This is a genomic window from Paenibacillus sp. MT86 (assembly GCF_058792535.1).
The window spans coordinates 405849-424059 of record NZ_CM179499.1 but is presented as its reverse complement, the minus strand read 5'-3'; the positions used below and the strand labels follow the sequence as shown (position 1 = coordinate 424059).

General features: G+C 52.8%; 10 protein-coding genes. 4 read left to right on the top strand and 6 right to left on the bottom strand.

The annotated features are described in order from the left end of the window. Positions 1-24: 24 nt before the first annotated feature. The 5 genes from AC3RCL_RS01805 to AC3RCL_RS01785 form a co-directional block, all read right to left on the bottom strand. Positions 25-1713 carry a vWA domain-containing protein gene (locus tag AC3RCL_RS01805; protein ID WP_090910250.1) on the bottom strand — a complete coding sequence of 563 codons (1689 nt, stop codon included), beginning with the start codon at positions 1711-1713 and terminating at the stop codon, positions 25-27. 15 nt (positions 1714-1728) lie between these two features. Then, the gene (locus tag AC3RCL_RS01800) at positions 1729-2472 is read right to left on the bottom strand and encodes a hypothetical protein (protein ID WP_012818581.1); all 744 of its coding nucleotides are present in this window, start codon (positions 2470-2472) and stop codon (positions 1729-1731) included. A gap of 425 nt (positions 2473-2897) precedes the next feature. Then, positions 2898-4037, bottom strand: a complete 1140-nt coding sequence (gene tnpB, locus AC3RCL_RS01795; RefSeq protein ID WP_492534359.1) for an IS200/IS605 family element RNA-guided endonuclease TnpB — start codon at positions 4035-4037, stop codon at positions 2898-2900. Between the two features lie 5 nt (positions 4038-4042). Next, positions 4043-4444, bottom strand: coding sequence for an IS200/IS605 family transposase (gene tnpA, locus AC3RCL_RS01790; protein WP_090910252.1), 402 nt, complete (start codon positions 4442-4444; stop codon positions 4043-4045). A gap of 291 nt (positions 4445-4735) precedes the next feature. Next, a complete protein-coding gene (locus AC3RCL_RS01785; RefSeq protein WP_492534357.1) occupies positions 4736-5578 on the bottom strand; it encodes a MurR/RpiR family transcriptional regulator in 843 nt (280 codons plus the stop codon). 198 nt (positions 5579-5776) lie between these two features. On the opposite strand from AC3RCL_RS01785, the gene AC3RCL_RS01780 reads away from it, so the two are divergent. From AC3RCL_RS01780 to AC3RCL_RS01765, 4 genes are read left to right on the top strand one after another with little or no spacing between them, the layout of a single operon-like run. Beyond that, positions 5777-6667, top strand: a complete 891-nt coding sequence (locus tag AC3RCL_RS01780; RefSeq protein ID WP_192569996.1) for a DUF8171 family membrane protein — start codon at positions 5777-5779, stop codon at positions 6665-6667. Continuing rightward, on the top strand, positions 6660-8618 hold the full coding sequence (locus AC3RCL_RS01775; RefSeq protein WP_492534355.1) for an ABC transporter ATP-binding protein: 1959 nt from the start codon (positions 6660-6662) through the stop codon (positions 8616-8618). The genes AC3RCL_RS01780 and AC3RCL_RS01775 overlap by 8 nt, the downstream gene beginning before the upstream one ends. After that, a complete protein-coding gene (locus tag AC3RCL_RS01770; protein WP_492534353.1) occupies positions 8593-9402 on the top strand; it encodes an energy-coupling factor transporter transmembrane component T family protein in 810 nt (269 codons plus the stop codon). The genes AC3RCL_RS01775 and AC3RCL_RS01770 overlap by 26 nt, the downstream gene beginning before the upstream one ends. Before the next feature lie 37 nt (positions 9403-9439). Next, positions 9440-10216: a PHP domain-containing protein gene (locus AC3RCL_RS01765; RefSeq protein WP_492534351.1), complete on the top strand. Its 777-nt coding sequence runs from the start codon at positions 9440-9442 to the stop codon at positions 10214-10216. A 216-nt stretch (positions 10217-10432) separates the two neighbouring features. Here the strand turns inward: AC3RCL_RS01765 and AC3RCL_RS01760 are convergent, their stop codons facing one another. Continuing rightward, positions 10433-18016 (bottom strand): pullulanase, encoded by a 7584-nt coding sequence (locus AC3RCL_RS01760; protein ID WP_492534349.1) that lies wholly within the window; start codon positions 18014-18016, stop codon positions 10433-10435. Positions 18017-18211: the final 195 nt, after the last annotated feature.

The following is an 18211-nucleotide window of genomic DNA, read 5'->3' as shown; positions in this document are numbered from 1 at the left end:
GGTTCACATCGTTATGAAAAATTGCTACATCTGCACATTCAGCAGCTGGCCGATTTTGTATACGACATCATCGGTATCGGCGTTGATGCTGGCAGCTTCATTGATGCTGGAAATGCTTTGGAGCGCCTGAATGTCGGCATTATAGCCAATCGTATACACCGGGATTTTGAAGGCTTGGATCAGTCCGCGGATATCGTCTAGGGAATGCCCGACGTTCGTCTCCCCGTCACTCAGCACAAAAATCAGGGGTTTCACGTCCGGATTCGCCGCCATCTCGTCCTGCAGCATCTTCATCGCCACGACGATGCCGTCAAAGGTCGCGGTATTCCCGCTGGCCTCGAGGCTGTTGATCGCACCGACAAACATCGACTGCTGATTTAAATCGTACTTGCCGATCGGAAGGTTAATCGTAACGTCCGTGGAATACGACACGAAGCCGATGCTGTTGTCCCGGCCCAGATATTTCTGTCCCGTCAACAGCGATTCCTTGAGACGGTTTAACGGCTCGCCGTCCATGCTCCCCGATACGTCCGCCACGAACACGGCCGCTACCGGCTTGTTGCCGTCCTTCTTCTCCTTCCACAGCTTCTGGGCGGACGGCAGCAGGCTGCTGTCGACGACCTCGAGCTCGGATTGGTAATCGTTAAGACCGTTGAACCCTTTTTTGTCGGCCATCTGCTGGTATTTGTCCTGCTCAACAAATTCCGCGAATTTCTTGATGATGTCCAGCTTCTCCTTCGGCAATTTCCCGAGCGCGTACAAAGGGCTGTCGTGCCTTACGCCAAACGGAGTAAAGACGTAACCGCTTTTCATATCCGCCGCGTTGACAAAGGTCTGATACTCCAGGACAAAGGCATCCAGCATGCCGGACTTCGCCGCATCGCGCATCTGGATCGTGGTGGAAGCCGTGAAAGGAACGTTTGCTTGGAATTTCTCGAAGCCCTGTACCGCCTTCTCACCCAGTATGTCGTTGCTGTCGAACGTTTCAAGGGCCGTGATCAGGAAGTTGAGACCCGTGGAGCTGGCAAAAGGATCCGTGTATCCCATCGCCAATTCATTATTCGCTATCGCATCCGTCAGCGTCTTGACGTTCAAGGAGCCGTACTTCTCCACCAGCTCGTCGTATTTGGCTTTTCGGGTGACGACGCCGGTGACGTTCCCCGTCAGGCGCTTGGATACCAGCTCGGCTTTGACGCCGTATTCCTTGACCATCTCCCCCCACAGCTCATTGGATGGCGTAAAAGCGTCCGGCACGTACTTCCCGGATGTTATGTAATCGGTTGCGGTTCCCGAAGCGATATTACGGATCTTCACGGATACCGGCTTGCCGTTCACTACCGGCTTGGATTTGTTGAATTCCTCTGCCACTTCGTTCAGCCATCCGTCAATGCCCGGTCCCGCCTTCTCCGGCGAGGAGAAAATCTCCACGTACAAGTCCGTCGTATTCTCGACCGAGATCGGGAACTTGGATATATCGGGCAGGGAATCCGCGACGGCCACCGGGTCCAGATCGACTTGGCCTTTGATGGGATCGGCTGTCGTGACAGTTATATCCTTGTAGATTTTGTTGATCTTTTTAGCCGCGCCTTCCGAATCGACCTCGGCTTGGCTTTTGCCCAGATTGGAGGTCAATGTGATCCCCGCGTACACTAGAACAAACACGACCACTGCAATGGCCACTAATACGACAAAGGCACTACCCTTGCTTCGCATAATCATCTCCCTCTCTTATTGCTTGTATAATTTGGTTTGCTTGATTAACGCATCGATTTCCTTCATGCACGGCATATCCTCCACATCCCGGTAATCGGTGCTGCCGAGCAAAGAAATCTCCAGCAGCAGCTTATCAAGCTTGAGCATGATTTCCTCGTTCGCCTCCAGATAACCGGTCACGTAAGCCAAGTACTCTTGGTATAACGCCGTTTTTTTCTGCGCCACCTTGCTGGACAGCTGGGAGGCTTTCGGCTGATCCGCCATGCGGGCGAAATCGGATGCGGCAAAGACGCCAAGCTTGTTCAGTATCCCTCGGATATTGAGGTAGAACAGCTTCTCGACTTCATCGATGACCCCCATGAATTTCTTGTAACTGAGCTCCGTTGGCTGAAAACGCTGACCCAGAACGCCCAGCAGCGCGTTTCTCTTCTTCTCGATTCGCTCCAATTGGTCCAGGGCAAGAGCGATATCATTCTTCAGCACTTTCACGTTGCGGTAATGGTGAAGCGCCTCTATGTAATCCTCGCGGGTCTGAATCGTTTGGATCGGTTTTGCAGCCGGAGACTTGAACAACAAAACATAACTTCCATAAAAGAGTGCAAGCATACTGACCACCCATACGGTGATGACCAGTGCAGACTGGAAAGCGTTATCGCCGCCGACTTGGAAGCCGAGCAGCCCGGGCGAAACCAGGACAATATTCACGATCGCGATAACCGCCATAAGCAGGAGCAGCTTCGCGGACTTCGAGCCATTCAAGAATTAACACCTCCCCTACTCCTATAGAGCGATGACTGATTCGACCTATAACCGCTTATAAAACATCCGTAAAAACATAGGTAATTAAAGGATATAACACATACTACGTCTCAATTCGAAGTTAGATGCATTTTCCTCTCCAAGCAGCCCTGCCGATATCCAATCCATTCATTTCTTTATCGGATTTTCACTTGGATAACATGATGCGGGCATGAACGTCCCGTGTTTAAGAAAGCCATAACGAATACGTAGAGAACGGCGGCAAAACAGAGGGGCCAAGCCGAGGCGAGCAAGTTCATAGAGGTAGGGTAACTATTTGAACCTCTCATCACTAAAGTGACGAGATTCCTAAGTACAGGGTTCTATCGAACCCTAATTAATTAGGCTATCCCCGTAAATTCCTACGGTTACTGCACAACGACTCACTACAACTGTGCAGACAGAAGTCTTTTTCCTTCATGGAGGATATTCTTACTTGCATTCCAATCTCGATCGTGATGAGAATAGCACACTGGGCAAGTCCATTCACGAAGCTTCAGGTTTCTAACCTCTTTGTTCTTAAACCCACAACATGAGCATAGTTGTGAAGATGCGAACGTTTTGCATACAGCGACCACTGTGCGTCCATACCATTTCGCCTTGTACTCTAACATCGTTCTGAATTGCGTCCAAGATACTTCGCTAATTGCCTTTGCTAGTTTGCCGTTTTGCAGCATATTCTTTACTTGCAAGTCTTCAATCGCAATGTTGTCGTGGTTTTTGACAATATGCGTTGAAATCTTATGTAAGTAATCTGCTCTCGAATTGGCAATACGTTCATGGATTCTAGCTACCTTAAGCTTTTGCTTCTGATAGTTTCTCGATTCAGCAAGAGATCTCTTTTGTATCAATGCTAATTCTTTCCTTCTTGATAGAATACGTTGTTCTTTAGCTAGTTTTGCTTCTAGCTTTCGAAAGAACTTAGGGTTTGGAAAGTTTTCCCCATTAGTCAGAACGGCAAATTTCTTCAATCCCACATCGATTCCAACCGAAGAGTTCGTCTCAGCCAATGCTTCCACTTCTACTTCAGCACGTATAGACACAAAATACTTACCCGTGGGGTTGCGTCTGACTGTAGCATTCAATATACGCCCTTCTATTTCTCTGGATTTTGCAAATTTAACTAAACCTAACTTTGGAAGTTTGATTTTGTTGTCTATTATAGCGATATTGTTGTTGGTGAAGTTGGTTTGATAAGACTGAACAGGGCTCTTCTTGCTCTTGAATCTTGGAGCATCATTCTGCTTTTTGAAGAAGCGAGAATACGAGTCTGCTAAATTCTTTAGTGCGTTCTGCAAAGAGAACTTATCGGGTTCTTTGAGCCAATCCAGCTCCTTCTTAAGTTTGGTTAGTTCGGCTGAACATGTTCCGTAAGTAAGTCCCTTGCCCGTCTCTTTGTAAGTTGTATTCCACTTCCCCAGAAAGTGATTGAACACAAAGCGACTACAGCCAATCGTCTTAGAAATGAGGACAGCTTGCTCTGTTGTAGGATACATGCGGAACTTGTACGCCTTGTGTACTAGCATGGATATCACTTCACTTTCTGGTTTTGTATATACTGTCTAATTTGAGATTCTGTATTTTCGCTAACTGTTGCTACAAAGTAAGATGGGTTCCAAAGATTCCCTCCCCAAAGCTTCTTTTTTAGCTGAGGAAACTCTTTAAACAACAATCTTGCGGATACTCCCTTCAATGCTTTAATGATAGAAGGGATAGCGTGTTGCGGTGAGCATTCGACCAATAGGTGAACATGATCACTGTCACTTTCGATCTCAACGATTTCAAAGTTGTTGTCTGATGCTATCTGACAAAGCATCTCTTTAAGTCTTTTGTCTACACCGTTAAGCAACACCTTATGGCGATCTTTCACACACCATACGATATGATACTGGATTGAGTATACGTAACCTCGTCCATGTTTAATTGCAGACATATATTACCACCTCTTGTTTAGAGTAACATATGTCATAGCAAAAAGAACCATATTTTTATTGTTTCACAGGCGTAAATGTTAATTAATGACCAAACATATGTCGGACAATCGACGTATCATATGGCACGTTTGTCCGAAGCTTTCTAACGCACGACTAATTTGCGAAAGCTGGCTCATCAAAATTACATAAATAATCCAATGGTTCTGCGACAAAAGACACAAAAAAAAGTCTTTCAGGGCGTGCCTGAACGACTTCTATTAGGGATGGCCTCCCGACGGGACTATAAGCCTTCAAGCTTTGCCTCTTGGCAGCTTATCCGCATATCGGGTCCGCAACTCGCCCAAGTAATCCAGCTTGCCAAGCACCTTCTCTTTATTCAGCATGCCCATGCTCAGAATGAGCTGCTCGATCAGCAGCAATGGCGTCACCATGGAATGAAATTCGCCCATATCCCCCCGACTGACAAAAAAGGAGATCTGCGCGGGCGTTCCATACCGGAAGTCCTCCCGGTCCGTGATCATGATCGCCGCATTCTGCACGCGGCTTACGCAGTCCAGGATGACCTCCGTTTCCGGGAGCATCCGGGTGAAGCTGAAGAGCAGTACGACATCTTCTCTTTCTACATGCGCGAGCGATTCCAGCAGTTCATGACCGCTGCCGGACATGATTCGCACCGACATGCCAAACCGGGATAAACGGTACGATAACAGCTCGCCCAGCGAGAGGGACGGACCAGGCGCATGCACATACACGCGTCTTGCCGAGGCCATTAGACGGGCTGCCTCCTCCAGCTCGTCCGGGCGGTTCTTCTCCATCGTGTCTTGCAGATGATGCTTCGCCTGTTCCAGCATTTTCGCGGGCAGACTGGACGCGTCCAGCCGGGATATCGTTTTTTCCAGCTTTACGGCAGGCGTCGTATCCGAGGATTCCCGCAGCTTCAGCTTGAACGCCTTGGCATTCTCGTGCCCGACGGCACGCCAAAACCGGGAAACGGTCGCAATGCTGGTGCCAAGCCTGTCGGCGATTTCCTGCTCGGTCATGAACAGCATCTCCTCGGGATTACGTTCGATAAAATCGGCGATTTTGAGCTGGCTCGGCGACAGCCCGGATGTATCGGGAAACCAATTCTTCAATGATGCTGCACTCCTTCTGCAATGAAATCATCGTAATTGAGCATGAGTTCATCATACGCCGTGATTGTTATGTAAATTTTATTTCATGATTATATTTTTGTAAAAAATATTACAATGCGTTGACATAGTACTCCGTTCATTTTAATAATCGCCTCCTATACTGATAGCAAATCCCATTCCCAAGGAGGCTTCTCTCTAATGGCAAGCAATTCACGGGTCTATACCCTGACCTCTTCACAGAAAATGATGATTTTCGTGCTGTCCATGTCGCTGTACGGCCTGTCCAACATGTTCACCGAGCTCATTCCCGCGTTTCGCCTGGGTCCGATCGAGCTTTCGGTCGAATATTTCGCGTTCATTCCCCTAACCCTCTGCATGCTGTTTCATCCTTTTTATGCTGCTGTAGGGGCTGCGCTCGGCGAGGTTATCTTCGGTGAACTGATGCTCGGGCAATTCGGCGGTCTCGGAGAGCTGGAGAAGTTTCTTACCTTCTCCTTCGCCATGTACGTTGCCGGCCGTCTGGTCAAAAACCCCCTCAGCCGCGCTCAGGTCGGCATCGCTGCCATGTCGGGTGTCATCATCCACCAGCTGTGCAGCTCTCTGGTGGATATCGGCAAGGTCTGGATCGGCGTCGAGGAATTCGAAGCCGTGCCCGGGCTTGCACAAAGCGTGGTCCTTGTCGAAGGCATCGGTTTCCTGAACGATGTGCTGTTCTCCGGCATTCTGTTCGCTCTTCTGCCTACATTATATCTGGTTCCAAGATTGTATGGAAAAATCGAGCCGCTGCTCGGCATCAAACCCCGCCAGAAGCTTACCCAATACGAAGCCGCCGGCATCGTCTCGCCCAAGCTGGTCCTGGCTGGAATCGTTTTGGCACTGATTGCCTTCGGAGCGGAATCCCTTTCGGAAACGGACTGGAACCTCGGCGAGTGGGACAGCGGATTTGCAGACCGGTTCGGCATCGGCGCGATCTGGATCAGCATCGGTGCAGCCGCCATCGTGGCCGTTGCCGTACTGGCTTTCATGCGGGCCAGAAGAAACCGCGGCCTTCAGGAAGAGAAAATGCCGGAGAACCCGCCTTATGCCTAATCCGTTCGTTCATGACCATCCGGCCATCCGAATCGCAGGCGTCACCTTTGCCTATCCCGGTTCGGAGCAGCCTGTGCTGAAGGAAGTCTCCCTTCATATTCGCCGTGGCAGCTTTACGGCGATCATCGGAGGGAACGGCTGCGGCAAATCCACGCTCTGCAAGCTGTTCAACGGATTGATTCCCCACTATTATTCAGGCGATTTCACCGGTACCGTCGAAATCTGCGGGGTTTCCGCCGAGAATCGGACAGTCTCCGAGCTATCGCGAAGGGTGGGGTATGTCTATCAGGATTTTGATAACCAGCTGGTCCGCCCCACCGTCATGGATGAAGCCCATTTCGCTCCGCTCAATTACGGGCTTCCGGACTACCGGGCCATGGGCGCCAGGGCACTCGATATGTGCGGATTAACCCATCTGAAGAACCGCTATATATGGGAACTGAGCGGGGGGCAGAAGCATCTGCTCGCCTTGGCGGGAGCCCTCTCGCTGGAACCGGACATTCTCGTGGTGGATGAGCCGGTATCCCAGCTCGATCCCCAGCACGCCAGGCAAGTGTATGATGTGCTCCGCCAATTGAATCAGGTTCATGGAAAGACCGTTATCGTGATTGAGCATCATGCGGAGTTTATTGCCGACTACTGCGAGGAAGTGTGCCTGATGGAGCAAGGGAAGGTGCTGTGGCAGCGCCCGGTCATTGAAGCGCTGAACAGCCTTGAAGATCTGGAGCGGCTGGGCATCCAGCCGCCCCAGGTGACCAAAGCCGCGGTACAGCTGTCTGCGATTCTGCTGAAGGGCGACCTGGCCCCCGGCAGTCCGCAGGATGGGCACTCGATAACGGACGTCTCCGGCTCTCATGCTATGGGATTGTCAGGATATCAGCTGAAGCAGCCTTACCCTATTACCGCCGAGGAAGCAGAAGCCTTTTTTGGAGAGCTTCTGCACAGACACGCGGATACCCCGTCGCTGCTTGATCATCCACCAACCGACGCAAGAGCTGATGATGCTTCATATGCTGACTCAACCGCGAAGGACCCAGATTCCGACCAGCACCGCATCCAGCAGGGCGATGAATCAGAACGGCAAGGGGAGCATGGCGCGCTGGTGGAGTTCCACCATACCGTACTTCGCTACCGAACGATTCATAAAACGGAGCACGAGGTTCTTCGAGGCATTGATCTTCGCCTGCATGAAGGCGAACGCATCGCGCTTGTCGGCAACAACGGCGCGGGCAAATCGTCGCTTCTGAAGCTGATCGCCGGCATCGCCAAGCCTTCCGGCGGCTCTGTCTCAATCATGGGCAGAAATACAAAGGATGTATCGATGGAGCAAATATCCGCTAACGTGGCTTACGTCTTCCAGAATCCCGAGGATATGTTCATTGAAGACAATGTGTATCAAGAAGTGGCCTACGGCTTGAAGAGCCGCCGTCACCCGGAAGCTGAGGATCGGGTTCATCGCATGCTGACCCATTTCCGGCTTCAGCCTCTCAAGGAACGGGATGCCCGTCTCCTCAGCGGTGGTCAGCAGCGCCGCGTATCCCTGGCAATTGGAGCTGCCATGACGCCCCAGCTGATTCTGCTGGATGAGCCGACGGCCAATCTGGACATGTCCACTCGCGAAGAGCTTTTGGATACGCTGCAGGAGCTGGAGGACCATGTCCGTACCGTTGTCATCGCCACCCATGATATGCAGCTGGTTCACGAATGGGCGACCAGAGTGATCGTTTTAAATCAAGGCGTCGTGGCCGGCGACGGCACCGTCTCCGAGATTTTCGCCGATGCGGAGCTTATTTCCCGGGCCGGGCTCGCACCGACCCAGATGATGGATTTATCTATAAGGCTGGGCGTCGTGCCCGCGACCAGCTCGCCGGACGTGTTTGCCCGGCATATGTACGGCATTCTGAGCGGAAAGGAGATTCACTGCCATGCAGCTAGTCCGCAACTGGTTTAACAAGATTTCGATTGAACGGATTCAACTCGAGTTGATGAATACCGCCTACGGGAGCGGCCATGCCGCCCTTTCCCGGCTCGATCCCCGATGCATGCTGATCTGGTACCTGTTCTTTGCTATAGCGCCCTGGTTTATTTCAAGCATGACCGTGCTGGCCGGATTGTTTCTCATGATGGTGGTCACCACCATTCTGTCGCGGGTTACACCGTTTATTATCGTCGTACTTTGCTTGGGCCTGATCGGCCAGGTCGGCTGGCTGTTCGTGGTGTCCCTCTTTTTCGGCGGGGACGTCAGCTCGGCGCTTCCGCTGCTGAAACTCACCTTAAAGCTGTCGGTTGTATCGCTTGCGAGCATTACGGTGTTCTCCGGCATGGATCCCGAGAAAATCAGCGACGGCCTGCTTGCGCTCGGCATGCCTGCCGCCTTCTCGTTCAGCTTGTCGTACGGCTATCGGATACTCCCCGTATTGTTCGAGGAATTTCGCCATGTGCTGCTCTCTTACCGGCTTCGGGGAAAAGCGCCGGAACATCCCGGTTTTCTCTACTGGCGGCTCGCGTCCTATTACATGAAGCTGCTGATGCTATCCTTTTTCCCTTTGATGCTGGCCACCGCCAAACGTTCCCGCACGACGGTAGAAGCGCTGGAGACCCGCGGGTTCTCCTACGGCATGAAGAATCCGGCTGCCAAGAAGCTGAAGCTGTCCCACCTGACCCTGTCGGCGCGGGATGCGGTGTTCCTGACCGGAACGGCAGCATATACCGCATTATTGTTCTGGTTCGGCTAACCTTAAAATTACTGACTTCGACAAGGAGTGTTCGAATATGAAAATTGATCTCCATACCCACGCCAAATTGTCCAAAGCGTCCGATTTCTCTAAAAATTATTATGAGGAGATGATCCGGGAGGCGCTGGACAACGGACTTGATGCGCTCGCTTTGACCGAGCATTTTAACACGCGCCATTTTGACGAGGTGTACCGGCAGCTTGACAGCATGTTCCCCTATAATGGCGAATACTACGATGCAGGCGGATTGAAGATCTTTCCGGGGATGGAAGTGGACATCCGGGAAACCGGACACATTCTGCTGATCGGCCGAAAGGAGTTCATTCTGGAAACCCGCCGTCGCCTGGACGGGTATACGGAGAAGGGCGCCTTCATCCCTTTCGATGATCTGATGGACTTGGCCGAAGCCTTCCCGCTGCTCAAGATCGGAGCCCATCCGTTCCGGGAGAGCACGCCGCTCCACCATCTCACGCGCAGCCAGTTGAGCCGCCTGGACGCCTTCGATCTCAATGCCAAGGATATGTACCAATACGGCAGCGAAGCCAATCAAGATCAGGTTCAACGTTTCGCCGCCGATCTCGGCAAACCTGTTACGGCGGGAAGCGATACGCATCAATGCCTCCAATTCGGAAGCGTCTATAACGAGCTGCAAATGCCTTGCGAATCCGCCGCCGAGCTCAAGGATGCCATTATGCAAGGCGCTTACCAGCTTCATGTCTCGGACAGCCTGCCTGTTAAGGTCAAAGCATCCGTCATGCTGAAAAAGCTCATGAAGGAGATCATCCGGCTCCAGTCCCCCTCAGCCGTCATCTAGCTAGTGAAACGTGAACTACGCCAAAGTTCGATAGGCCCCCCCGCCGTGTATTCATTTACATTCATGTACGAAAAAGAAGCCTGGTCATGTATCCATGTCCAGGCTCCTTGCGTTTCCGAAAGATTGTTTCATTGCGACTCGATCCCATGTCATTCCCGTCCGAACCGGCTCTCTAACCCCATTCCAGCGTTGCACGAATCGGCGGGATGGGCGGAATTACTGCAGTCGATCCAACAGATTCAGCATGGCTTGCGCGCTTTCCGCACGGGTGGTCTTGGCTTGAGGCGTAAACATGCCATTGGCATGCCCCTTCATCAAGCCAAGGGCCAAGGCTTCATTCACCTCTTGGTGTGCCCATGAAGAAATTTGCTGCTTATCTTTCAGGTCCGGTGCTTCCTCTAAAGAGGAAGCGTCCCCCTTGGTCTGGTAAGCACGATAAAGCATCACGGCCAGCTCCTCGCGGGTGATGGCCGCGTTCGGCGCGAACGTCTCCTTGCCTCTGCCGTTCACCAGCCCGTGCTGGGAAGCCGCCGCAACCGCGGAAGCATACCATGCATCGCCGTCCACATCCGTGAAGGTCGTGTCTTGGGTGCTTTCAAGGCCCAGGGCACGAACGAGCATCGCGGCGAACTGCGCGCGCGTCAGCGGCTGATGCGGACTGAATTTCGTATCGCTGGTCCCATTCACAATATGCTTGGCTGTCAACTCTTTTACCGCTTGCTCCGCCCAATGGCCGGCAAGGTCGGCAAACGATTTGTCGTATTCCAGCACGGCATAGTAGCTCAATTGACTGACTTCAGCCGTCAGCTGCCCGTTTACCGGCTTGCCGCCGGCATATTTCAATGGTCCCCATTCCGAAATGCCGTAGATGCCGGCCAGCTCGCCGTGAATGGCGCTGTCGACGGGAAAGGCAATCGTTACAGGTGCTATGAAATGCTCCAGCTTATATGCCTTGCCGTCTTTCGTACGGACGTTAAGATCTAATTCGTACATCTTGCTGCCCTGCTTCAGTTTAGCCTTCCCGGCAGCAGCTGCTTTGGCTACGAGAGAGGCGGCTGTCTGCGACCCAACCTCCTTCAGCTTAAACGAGATGACCGCATCCTTAGCCTGCTCGGCCGATACGAGCTGGCGCAGCGCTTTGAGCAGCGCCGACGGAAGCTGTACCGTCACGCCGTCCTGCTTCAGCTCCAGCGGCTTCGCCCCCAGAATATCCCCTGCCGTCAGCGGCAGGAGAACTTCGATATCCTCGGCACCGAGCTGAATCGTCACTTTCTCTTGCCCGCCGCGCAGCGATTCTTCGTTAACGATCCGCTGACCCTGATTTGGCTTCGTTCCCGGATCGGTAGGCGGATTGCCGCCTGCTCCTCCGCTTCCGTTTCCACTGCCGGGGTTGCTGCCGTTGCCGCCGCCTTCAGTTGGCACTGCAGCCAGAATGACGGTACCGCCATCCGACATGGCAGGGAGCGTCAGCGTCACTTTCTGATCGGCCGTTACGTTATACACGCTGCCGCCGTACAAGTCCTTCGCCTTGCTGCCTGCCTTAAACGGCACAGACAGGACGACTTCTTTCGGTTCGTTCTTCACATGAATCGCGGTAACGATATGCTCTCCGTTATACTGCTTGTCGAATGCGATATAACCATCGGCATTCGAAGCCGCAATGGATGTGCGCGTTCCTTTTGAAAATACTTTCGAGTTTGCCGCTCGAATGTTCAAGAGCTTCTGGTAATGCGTGAGCAGCTTCTTCTCGGTCTCCAGTTGGTCCCATGGCATATCGCCGCGGTTCTCGGAAAATTCGCCGTTTTCCATTTTACCGGCATTCTTACCGGAGCGCCCAAGCTCTTCGCCATAATAGATGACCGGCTGGCCTTTGGATGTAATTTGCAGCGCTGCGGCCGCCATCAGCTTTGCCTTGTCGCCATCCACGTAGTGGGACAGGAAGCCATCCTCGTCATGACTGCTCAGGAATTGCCCCATCATTCGGGTGTTATCCAGCTTCGATTCGCGGTCAGCCAGGTAGGCCTCAACCGATTCCACGCTGCCGTTCACGAATTCCTTGGCCTTTCCTTTGAAACCGAAGTCCAGCAAGCTGTCCATCTGGCCGCTCTGAAGCGTTCCGCCATCGCTGTCAACCGTGGCTCCGAAATATTCGCCAATCATTTTGAAGCTCGGATCGAGGTGGGTCAGCGCATTTTTGAACGCCTTCCATGTCGTTTCATCCACGTGCTTCACCGTATCCACGCGGAAGTAGTCGATCGTGTCCCCGCGGTCGGTTTTGGCACGCTCCAGCCAGCCTGCCTGCCAATCGATGATCTGCTGGCGAACAGCCGGATTCTCCGTTATGAAATCAGGAAGCCCCGCTAATTCGCCTTTGATCGGGTCCGTATCGGCCGACAGACCGTCTGTACGGAGCATATCTTTGAACCGGTCCTTATCTTCCTGCGTGATACCGGGCGCACTGTCTCCCGGCTTCAGGCCATATCCCGTATGGTTGACCACGACGTCCACCATAATTTTGATGCCCCGGTCATGCGCCTTATCGATAAGCTCCTTAAAAGTATCCAGATCACCCAAATGTTCATCGATCTTCGTAAAATCTTTGGCCCAATAGCCATGATACGCATATTGCTTGCCGCCGAAGCCTGCACCCTGATTAAAATCGATGTTATCCACAATCGGCGTGATCCACAGCGTGTTCACGCCCAGATCCTCGATGTAATCGAGTTTATCGATCAGTCCTCTGAAATCCCCGCCATGATAGGCTTCGGGGTGATCCTTGTCAACATTTGCATTGTTGGAAGCATCCCCATCCATGAAACGGTCGGTCAGCACAAAATAAATGCGCGCCTCGTCCCAATCGAAATCGAGTTTGCCGCCTGCGATTCTTGGCTTCACCGTTACCGCGGCTTCTCCGGTATGCCTATTGCCGTATTGGTCGACTAGCGTGATTCCAATTTTCTTGCTGCCGGCCGTGACCGTATCCTTTACGGCAATACTGTGCTCCAGCAGCTCGGTATCAACCTTCGCTCGGGCCGGTCCTCCCAGTTCCGTCAGGTCGACGAACGCCTCCTTGTAAGCAACGGGCTCCGAAGAGGTTACATTCAATTTTAGCACCGCATTTTCATCATAAGAGATGGAACCAGGGGTTACCTTCGCCCCGATGGTCACGGTCGGATCGCGGTAAACCACCTGCGACTTTCCGTTCACCGTGTTTTTCGGATCGGTGACCTCCTTCGTGGTTCCGTTATGATTGACGATGAACGTGTATTCGTACGTTCCGGGAGCAACGCCCTTAAGCGTATAACTGAACCATTCCTTGTCAGGAACGTAGACCATCGTTTCCAGCTTCCCGTTAATCTTCACTTTCACGTCAGAGATGCTATCCATCCGGCCGTCCCTGAACAATTGATCGTCCCGATAATGGAACGTAATGTTACCGCCTTCAAGCGTCGGCCCCGTAATGCTCGGCAAAATCTCCAGCTCATGCACCATGCTGGTCACATTCACTTTCGTGAAGGCCTCGCCTGGCTGAAGCGGAATGATCCGGTCATCCGGGATATCCTGCTTGGCCGTATCCCAATTCGTTCCTTTGCGCAGAACGAAACCAACGCCTGTTGTTTCGGGTGCCACCTCAATCTGTACGGTAGCCACGCCATTCTCTATCTTTTCAAAGTCGATCTGATCGTTCTTTACCCCCGTATTCCAAACCCACAAATTCCAATCCGCATAATCCTGATCCGGCCGAATGTAGTTAAGCTGCACATACCGTTTATTGTCCACTTCATCGGCTGTAACGGTTACGGTAATCTCTTTCTGGAACCCCCGATAGGAAACGGTTATGACCGCCGTTCCTTCCGAGACTCCCTTCACCACGCCTGCGGCCGTTACCGATGCCACCTGCGGGTTGCTGGATGCATAAGCCGCTTGTTTCGTTACGGCTCGTTTGCTGCCGTCCTCGTATTCAGCGTATACCGCGGTTTGATGCGTCTTACCGGTCTGCAAAGAGTAACTTTCTTGATCTACCGATATCGCGCGGAGTACGGCCGCCGCGGCGTCCGTCTTGATCACAACGGCCGTCAGAGGCTCAAGCGTGATCGAGCCGGAGGTTAACGTGAAGCCGGACTTCGCTTTGACGCTGGTCGTGCCGGCTTCATCGTTATCGACCACCACCGTGCCGGAGCTCAGATCCTCGTTAAGCGTCAACGTTCTCGACACGTTATCCGCATTAACGAACACATAATAATGGCCGGTTCCGTCCGTCGCTTTATTCTTATAAGCAATGACCAGATCCTGCGCCTTTACTTCGGGAATCTGCAGCAGCGTTACGTTCGAATTCACCATCGACTGATCGCCGAGACGGAAAGCGTCGGACGATTTTCTTAACTCGATCAGTCCGGTCGTATATTCACGCGTCTTGTTATTCTCCGGATATTTGGCTTCATCCGTCGCTTTCTCCCAATCGAACATGTTGATGGCATCGGAGGAGTCGTAGGAATCATGGATGAAATAACCGAAGCGGTTTCCTGCCTCGTCCTCTAATTCATGGTATTTCTGCTCGGGAACCCCTGGGCCCAGCCATTGCTTGGTCCGCCCGTACTCCTGTCCTGCATGGAGGAAAGCCGTTCCTTGCGAGGTCAAGGTGAGCAGGTTGCCCAGGCGAATGCGCTTATGGATCTCCAGATCATTCGCCGCAACCGACGGGTCCTTTTTGATGGACTGCGCTATAATGTCGTACAGCGGCAGATTGTCATGGGCTTCGATGTATTGAACCATGTCACCCGGATCGTCTTCCTTCGTGTTGCTCGGCTGCGCCTTAATATTGTTGAAAATGGTTTGGATGTCGCGCGCGCCGCCCGTAATGAATCGTGGCTCGCCTTCATTGCCGAAACCGGATTTCAGCTCGTTGCGGAACTCATCGGAGAAAACGCCGACGTCGTCCGTTTTATCCATCCAATTCTGGTCCGCGCCCTTGCCTGCCAGGGAGGGATCCGACAGATGACCGCCGAACGTGACCCAGCCCTCGCCGATAAACAGCGCCTTCGGGTTGATGGCTGCAGCGGCATCATAGGCGTTCTGCACGGCTTCATAGGTGGCGTCGCCCATCATGTCCCAGCGCATGCCGTCGATTTTGTATTCGTCGAACCAGTATTTCACGGAGTCCACCATCAGCTTCTCGGCCATCTTGCGGTTGGTCGCCAGATTGTTGCCGAAGCCGCCGATGAAATTGCCGTTGGCATCCTGGAATGCATAATAGTTCGGCACGATATCATTCAAGAAATCTGCCTTGGCCATATGGGTGTAAACCACGTCCAATACAACGCCCATATCCGCCTCGTGAATGGCGTTGATCATCGCCTTCAATTCTTTGATGCGAAGCTCGGGATCCGTAGGATCCTCGGAGTAAGCACCGTCAGGGGAGAAATAGCTGTGCGGGTCATACCCCCAGTTGTACTCATTGTCTTTGGCCGAATAATCCAGCTCCCTGTTCTTCATGGCCGCTTCGTCACCGTAATACCAAGCCATCACGGGCAGCAGCTGAACATGGGTGACGCCCAGGGACTTGATGTATTCGAGCTTTTCTTTGAACGCGTCGTAGGATCCCCAAGTCGCGTTATGCAGGTCATTCTCAATCGTCGGATCCGACGTGAAATCCCGGACGTGAATCTCCCAGATGATGGCGTCTTCCCGCTGCTCATAGCCCGGAATGTCCGCAAAATCCAAGCCGGCGGGATCCGTTTGACTCAAATCGACGATCGCGGCTTTGCCGACGGTATCGCCGTCCGGTCCAACTTCGCCCTTGGTGTTCACTCTGAATTGCGCCATGGATTTGGCATATGGATCCAGCACGGTTTTCGTCACGCCGTTGTTGGTCACTTCATATTGATAAAAATATCCTCTAAAATCTTGGATGCCGAGGTCTCCTGGCTTCAACCGAACCGACCATACCCCTTTATCACCCTTTTGGAGAGCGGCATTGCCGATAAACTGCGTGGCATCATCCTTGCTGTACACCTTTGCGGTGACTTCGGTCGCCGTCGGTGCCCACAACTTAAGCTCGGCTCCTCCAGCCTGATAAGTCGCTCCGAGGTCATCGCCGTCGTAAGCGTACATCTCATCCAGCATTCTCCAGCCGGTGGAGGCGGATACGGTTTTTCCGGCGTAAGTTACGCTTAGCGGTATCTGATCCAGCTGAAATGATGCCGATACTTCGATGGACGTGTTTCCGGTAATCTTCACGTTTTGAATGGCAACAGGATGGCCGTCCTTATTCTTAATCTGCAGCTCATTCTTCAGCGTATCCGCTTCCAAACCATCGGTCATGGTAAATCCGAGCTGGAGCTTTCCTGGAGCCAATACTTCAGCCGAGACCAACCCGGTAGGCACTTCCCCATACGGGGATGTGTAGACGGTGTTGTCGCCTTCTTGAATGAATAGATGCTGGTATCGGTCTACCAGGGTGAAGCCTTTGTCGCCTCCGTCTTTGCCGGCGTCTCCTTTGGCCGGATCCAGCACGAGGAAGTTAATCTTCTGGGCCCCCGGCTTCATTGGAATGTCCACATAAGCGCCATATCGGTCGGTTTGGCCTGAAGGGAACATGGTAGCCCCCGTCGGCCAGTCTTTCGAAGGCGCAGCGACATCGTCGCCCCATATCCACAAACCGTACGGATCATAGTTTTGATCCTGCCGTTGATAGTGGATGCGCACGGTATCCGCCGGCAGGTCAACAGGCTCAAAGCTGTATACCGTATCGGAGCCTTCCTTGAGCCATACTTCGTTCATGTCCGGCGAGGCTAGGGTGAATTTCTTGTCGCCGCCGTCTTTATTGCCGCTGATGCGATCGACCACGACGATGCCGACCTTTTGGGCGCCGTCCTTGAGCGGAATGTCGACGAAAGCCCCGTAGCCGTCCTGCTGCCCGCCAGGGAATGGCGTTGCGCCTGCCGGCCAATTGGCGGACGGGGATGCGACGTCATCGAATATCCACAGTCCGACGCTGCCGTAATTCGCGTCAGCCCGGTTGTAATGGACGCGCAGGTGGTTAGCCGGCACCGGCGTTCCCGGATCGGCGGGTACCGTGAAATGAGCGGCAACGCCGTGATTGGCCGCATCGTAGCTGAACGTAACCTTAACGTCCTGCGGCAGCTGAAGCGCCTCCCGATTAGCGGGATGAACCGGACTTGCCGCATCGCTGCCCAAAGCGATTTGGTACTCATGATCCCCTTCGTACACGTCGGCCGTCACCGTGTATACATGGTCATAATCGGGATCCTGCATGATTAATCTCGCATCCGCAGGCGACCAGTCGGCCGCTTCGCCGATGCCCGATTGGAAGCTGCCGATCACTCGGGGAAGCTTATCCGCCTCGATCGGAGCATAGTATGTAGAATCCGCGATCCGGTGGGTCCCATGGTTGTAATAAAAGGTAACCTGGGAATCTTGGGCGAGCTCTATGAGGATGTTGCCATCCTTGTTTGCTCCGCTCGGATTGGAATAATGGGCGAAGCCGTAATTCTCGTCCCACTTGCCGTCGATCGCGATCTTGTATTCGTACGATCCCGCGGGCAAGCTGCCGGTGAACCTGTATTCTCCGTTCCCCATATCGTTCATGGTTGTCGCGGCGGCAGCCGGATCCCAATCCCCGCTATGGCCTAATTCGGATTGCAGAGTCCCCACCAGCGTAACCCGGCTTGGCGCGCTATTGGCATCGGCCGTTGATGGCGGAATGCCGAGCATGGAGAAAATCAGCGAAACAATCATGATGATGGACCACGTTCGTTTGCTTGAAACCGTCATTCTCATGAAACAAATAACCTCCTTCTGTTCTTGGATTAGGTACAGCTGGTACGATGCTGATGCCAATCATTGCGCAAACGCTTGCATAAACAGGTTTGAGCTTCCATCAAATAAAGTACGACAATTACTGACAAGAGTTAGAGAATAAGTTCGAAATATAGAATGAAACATAAATAGATGAAAGCGATTACAATGAAAACG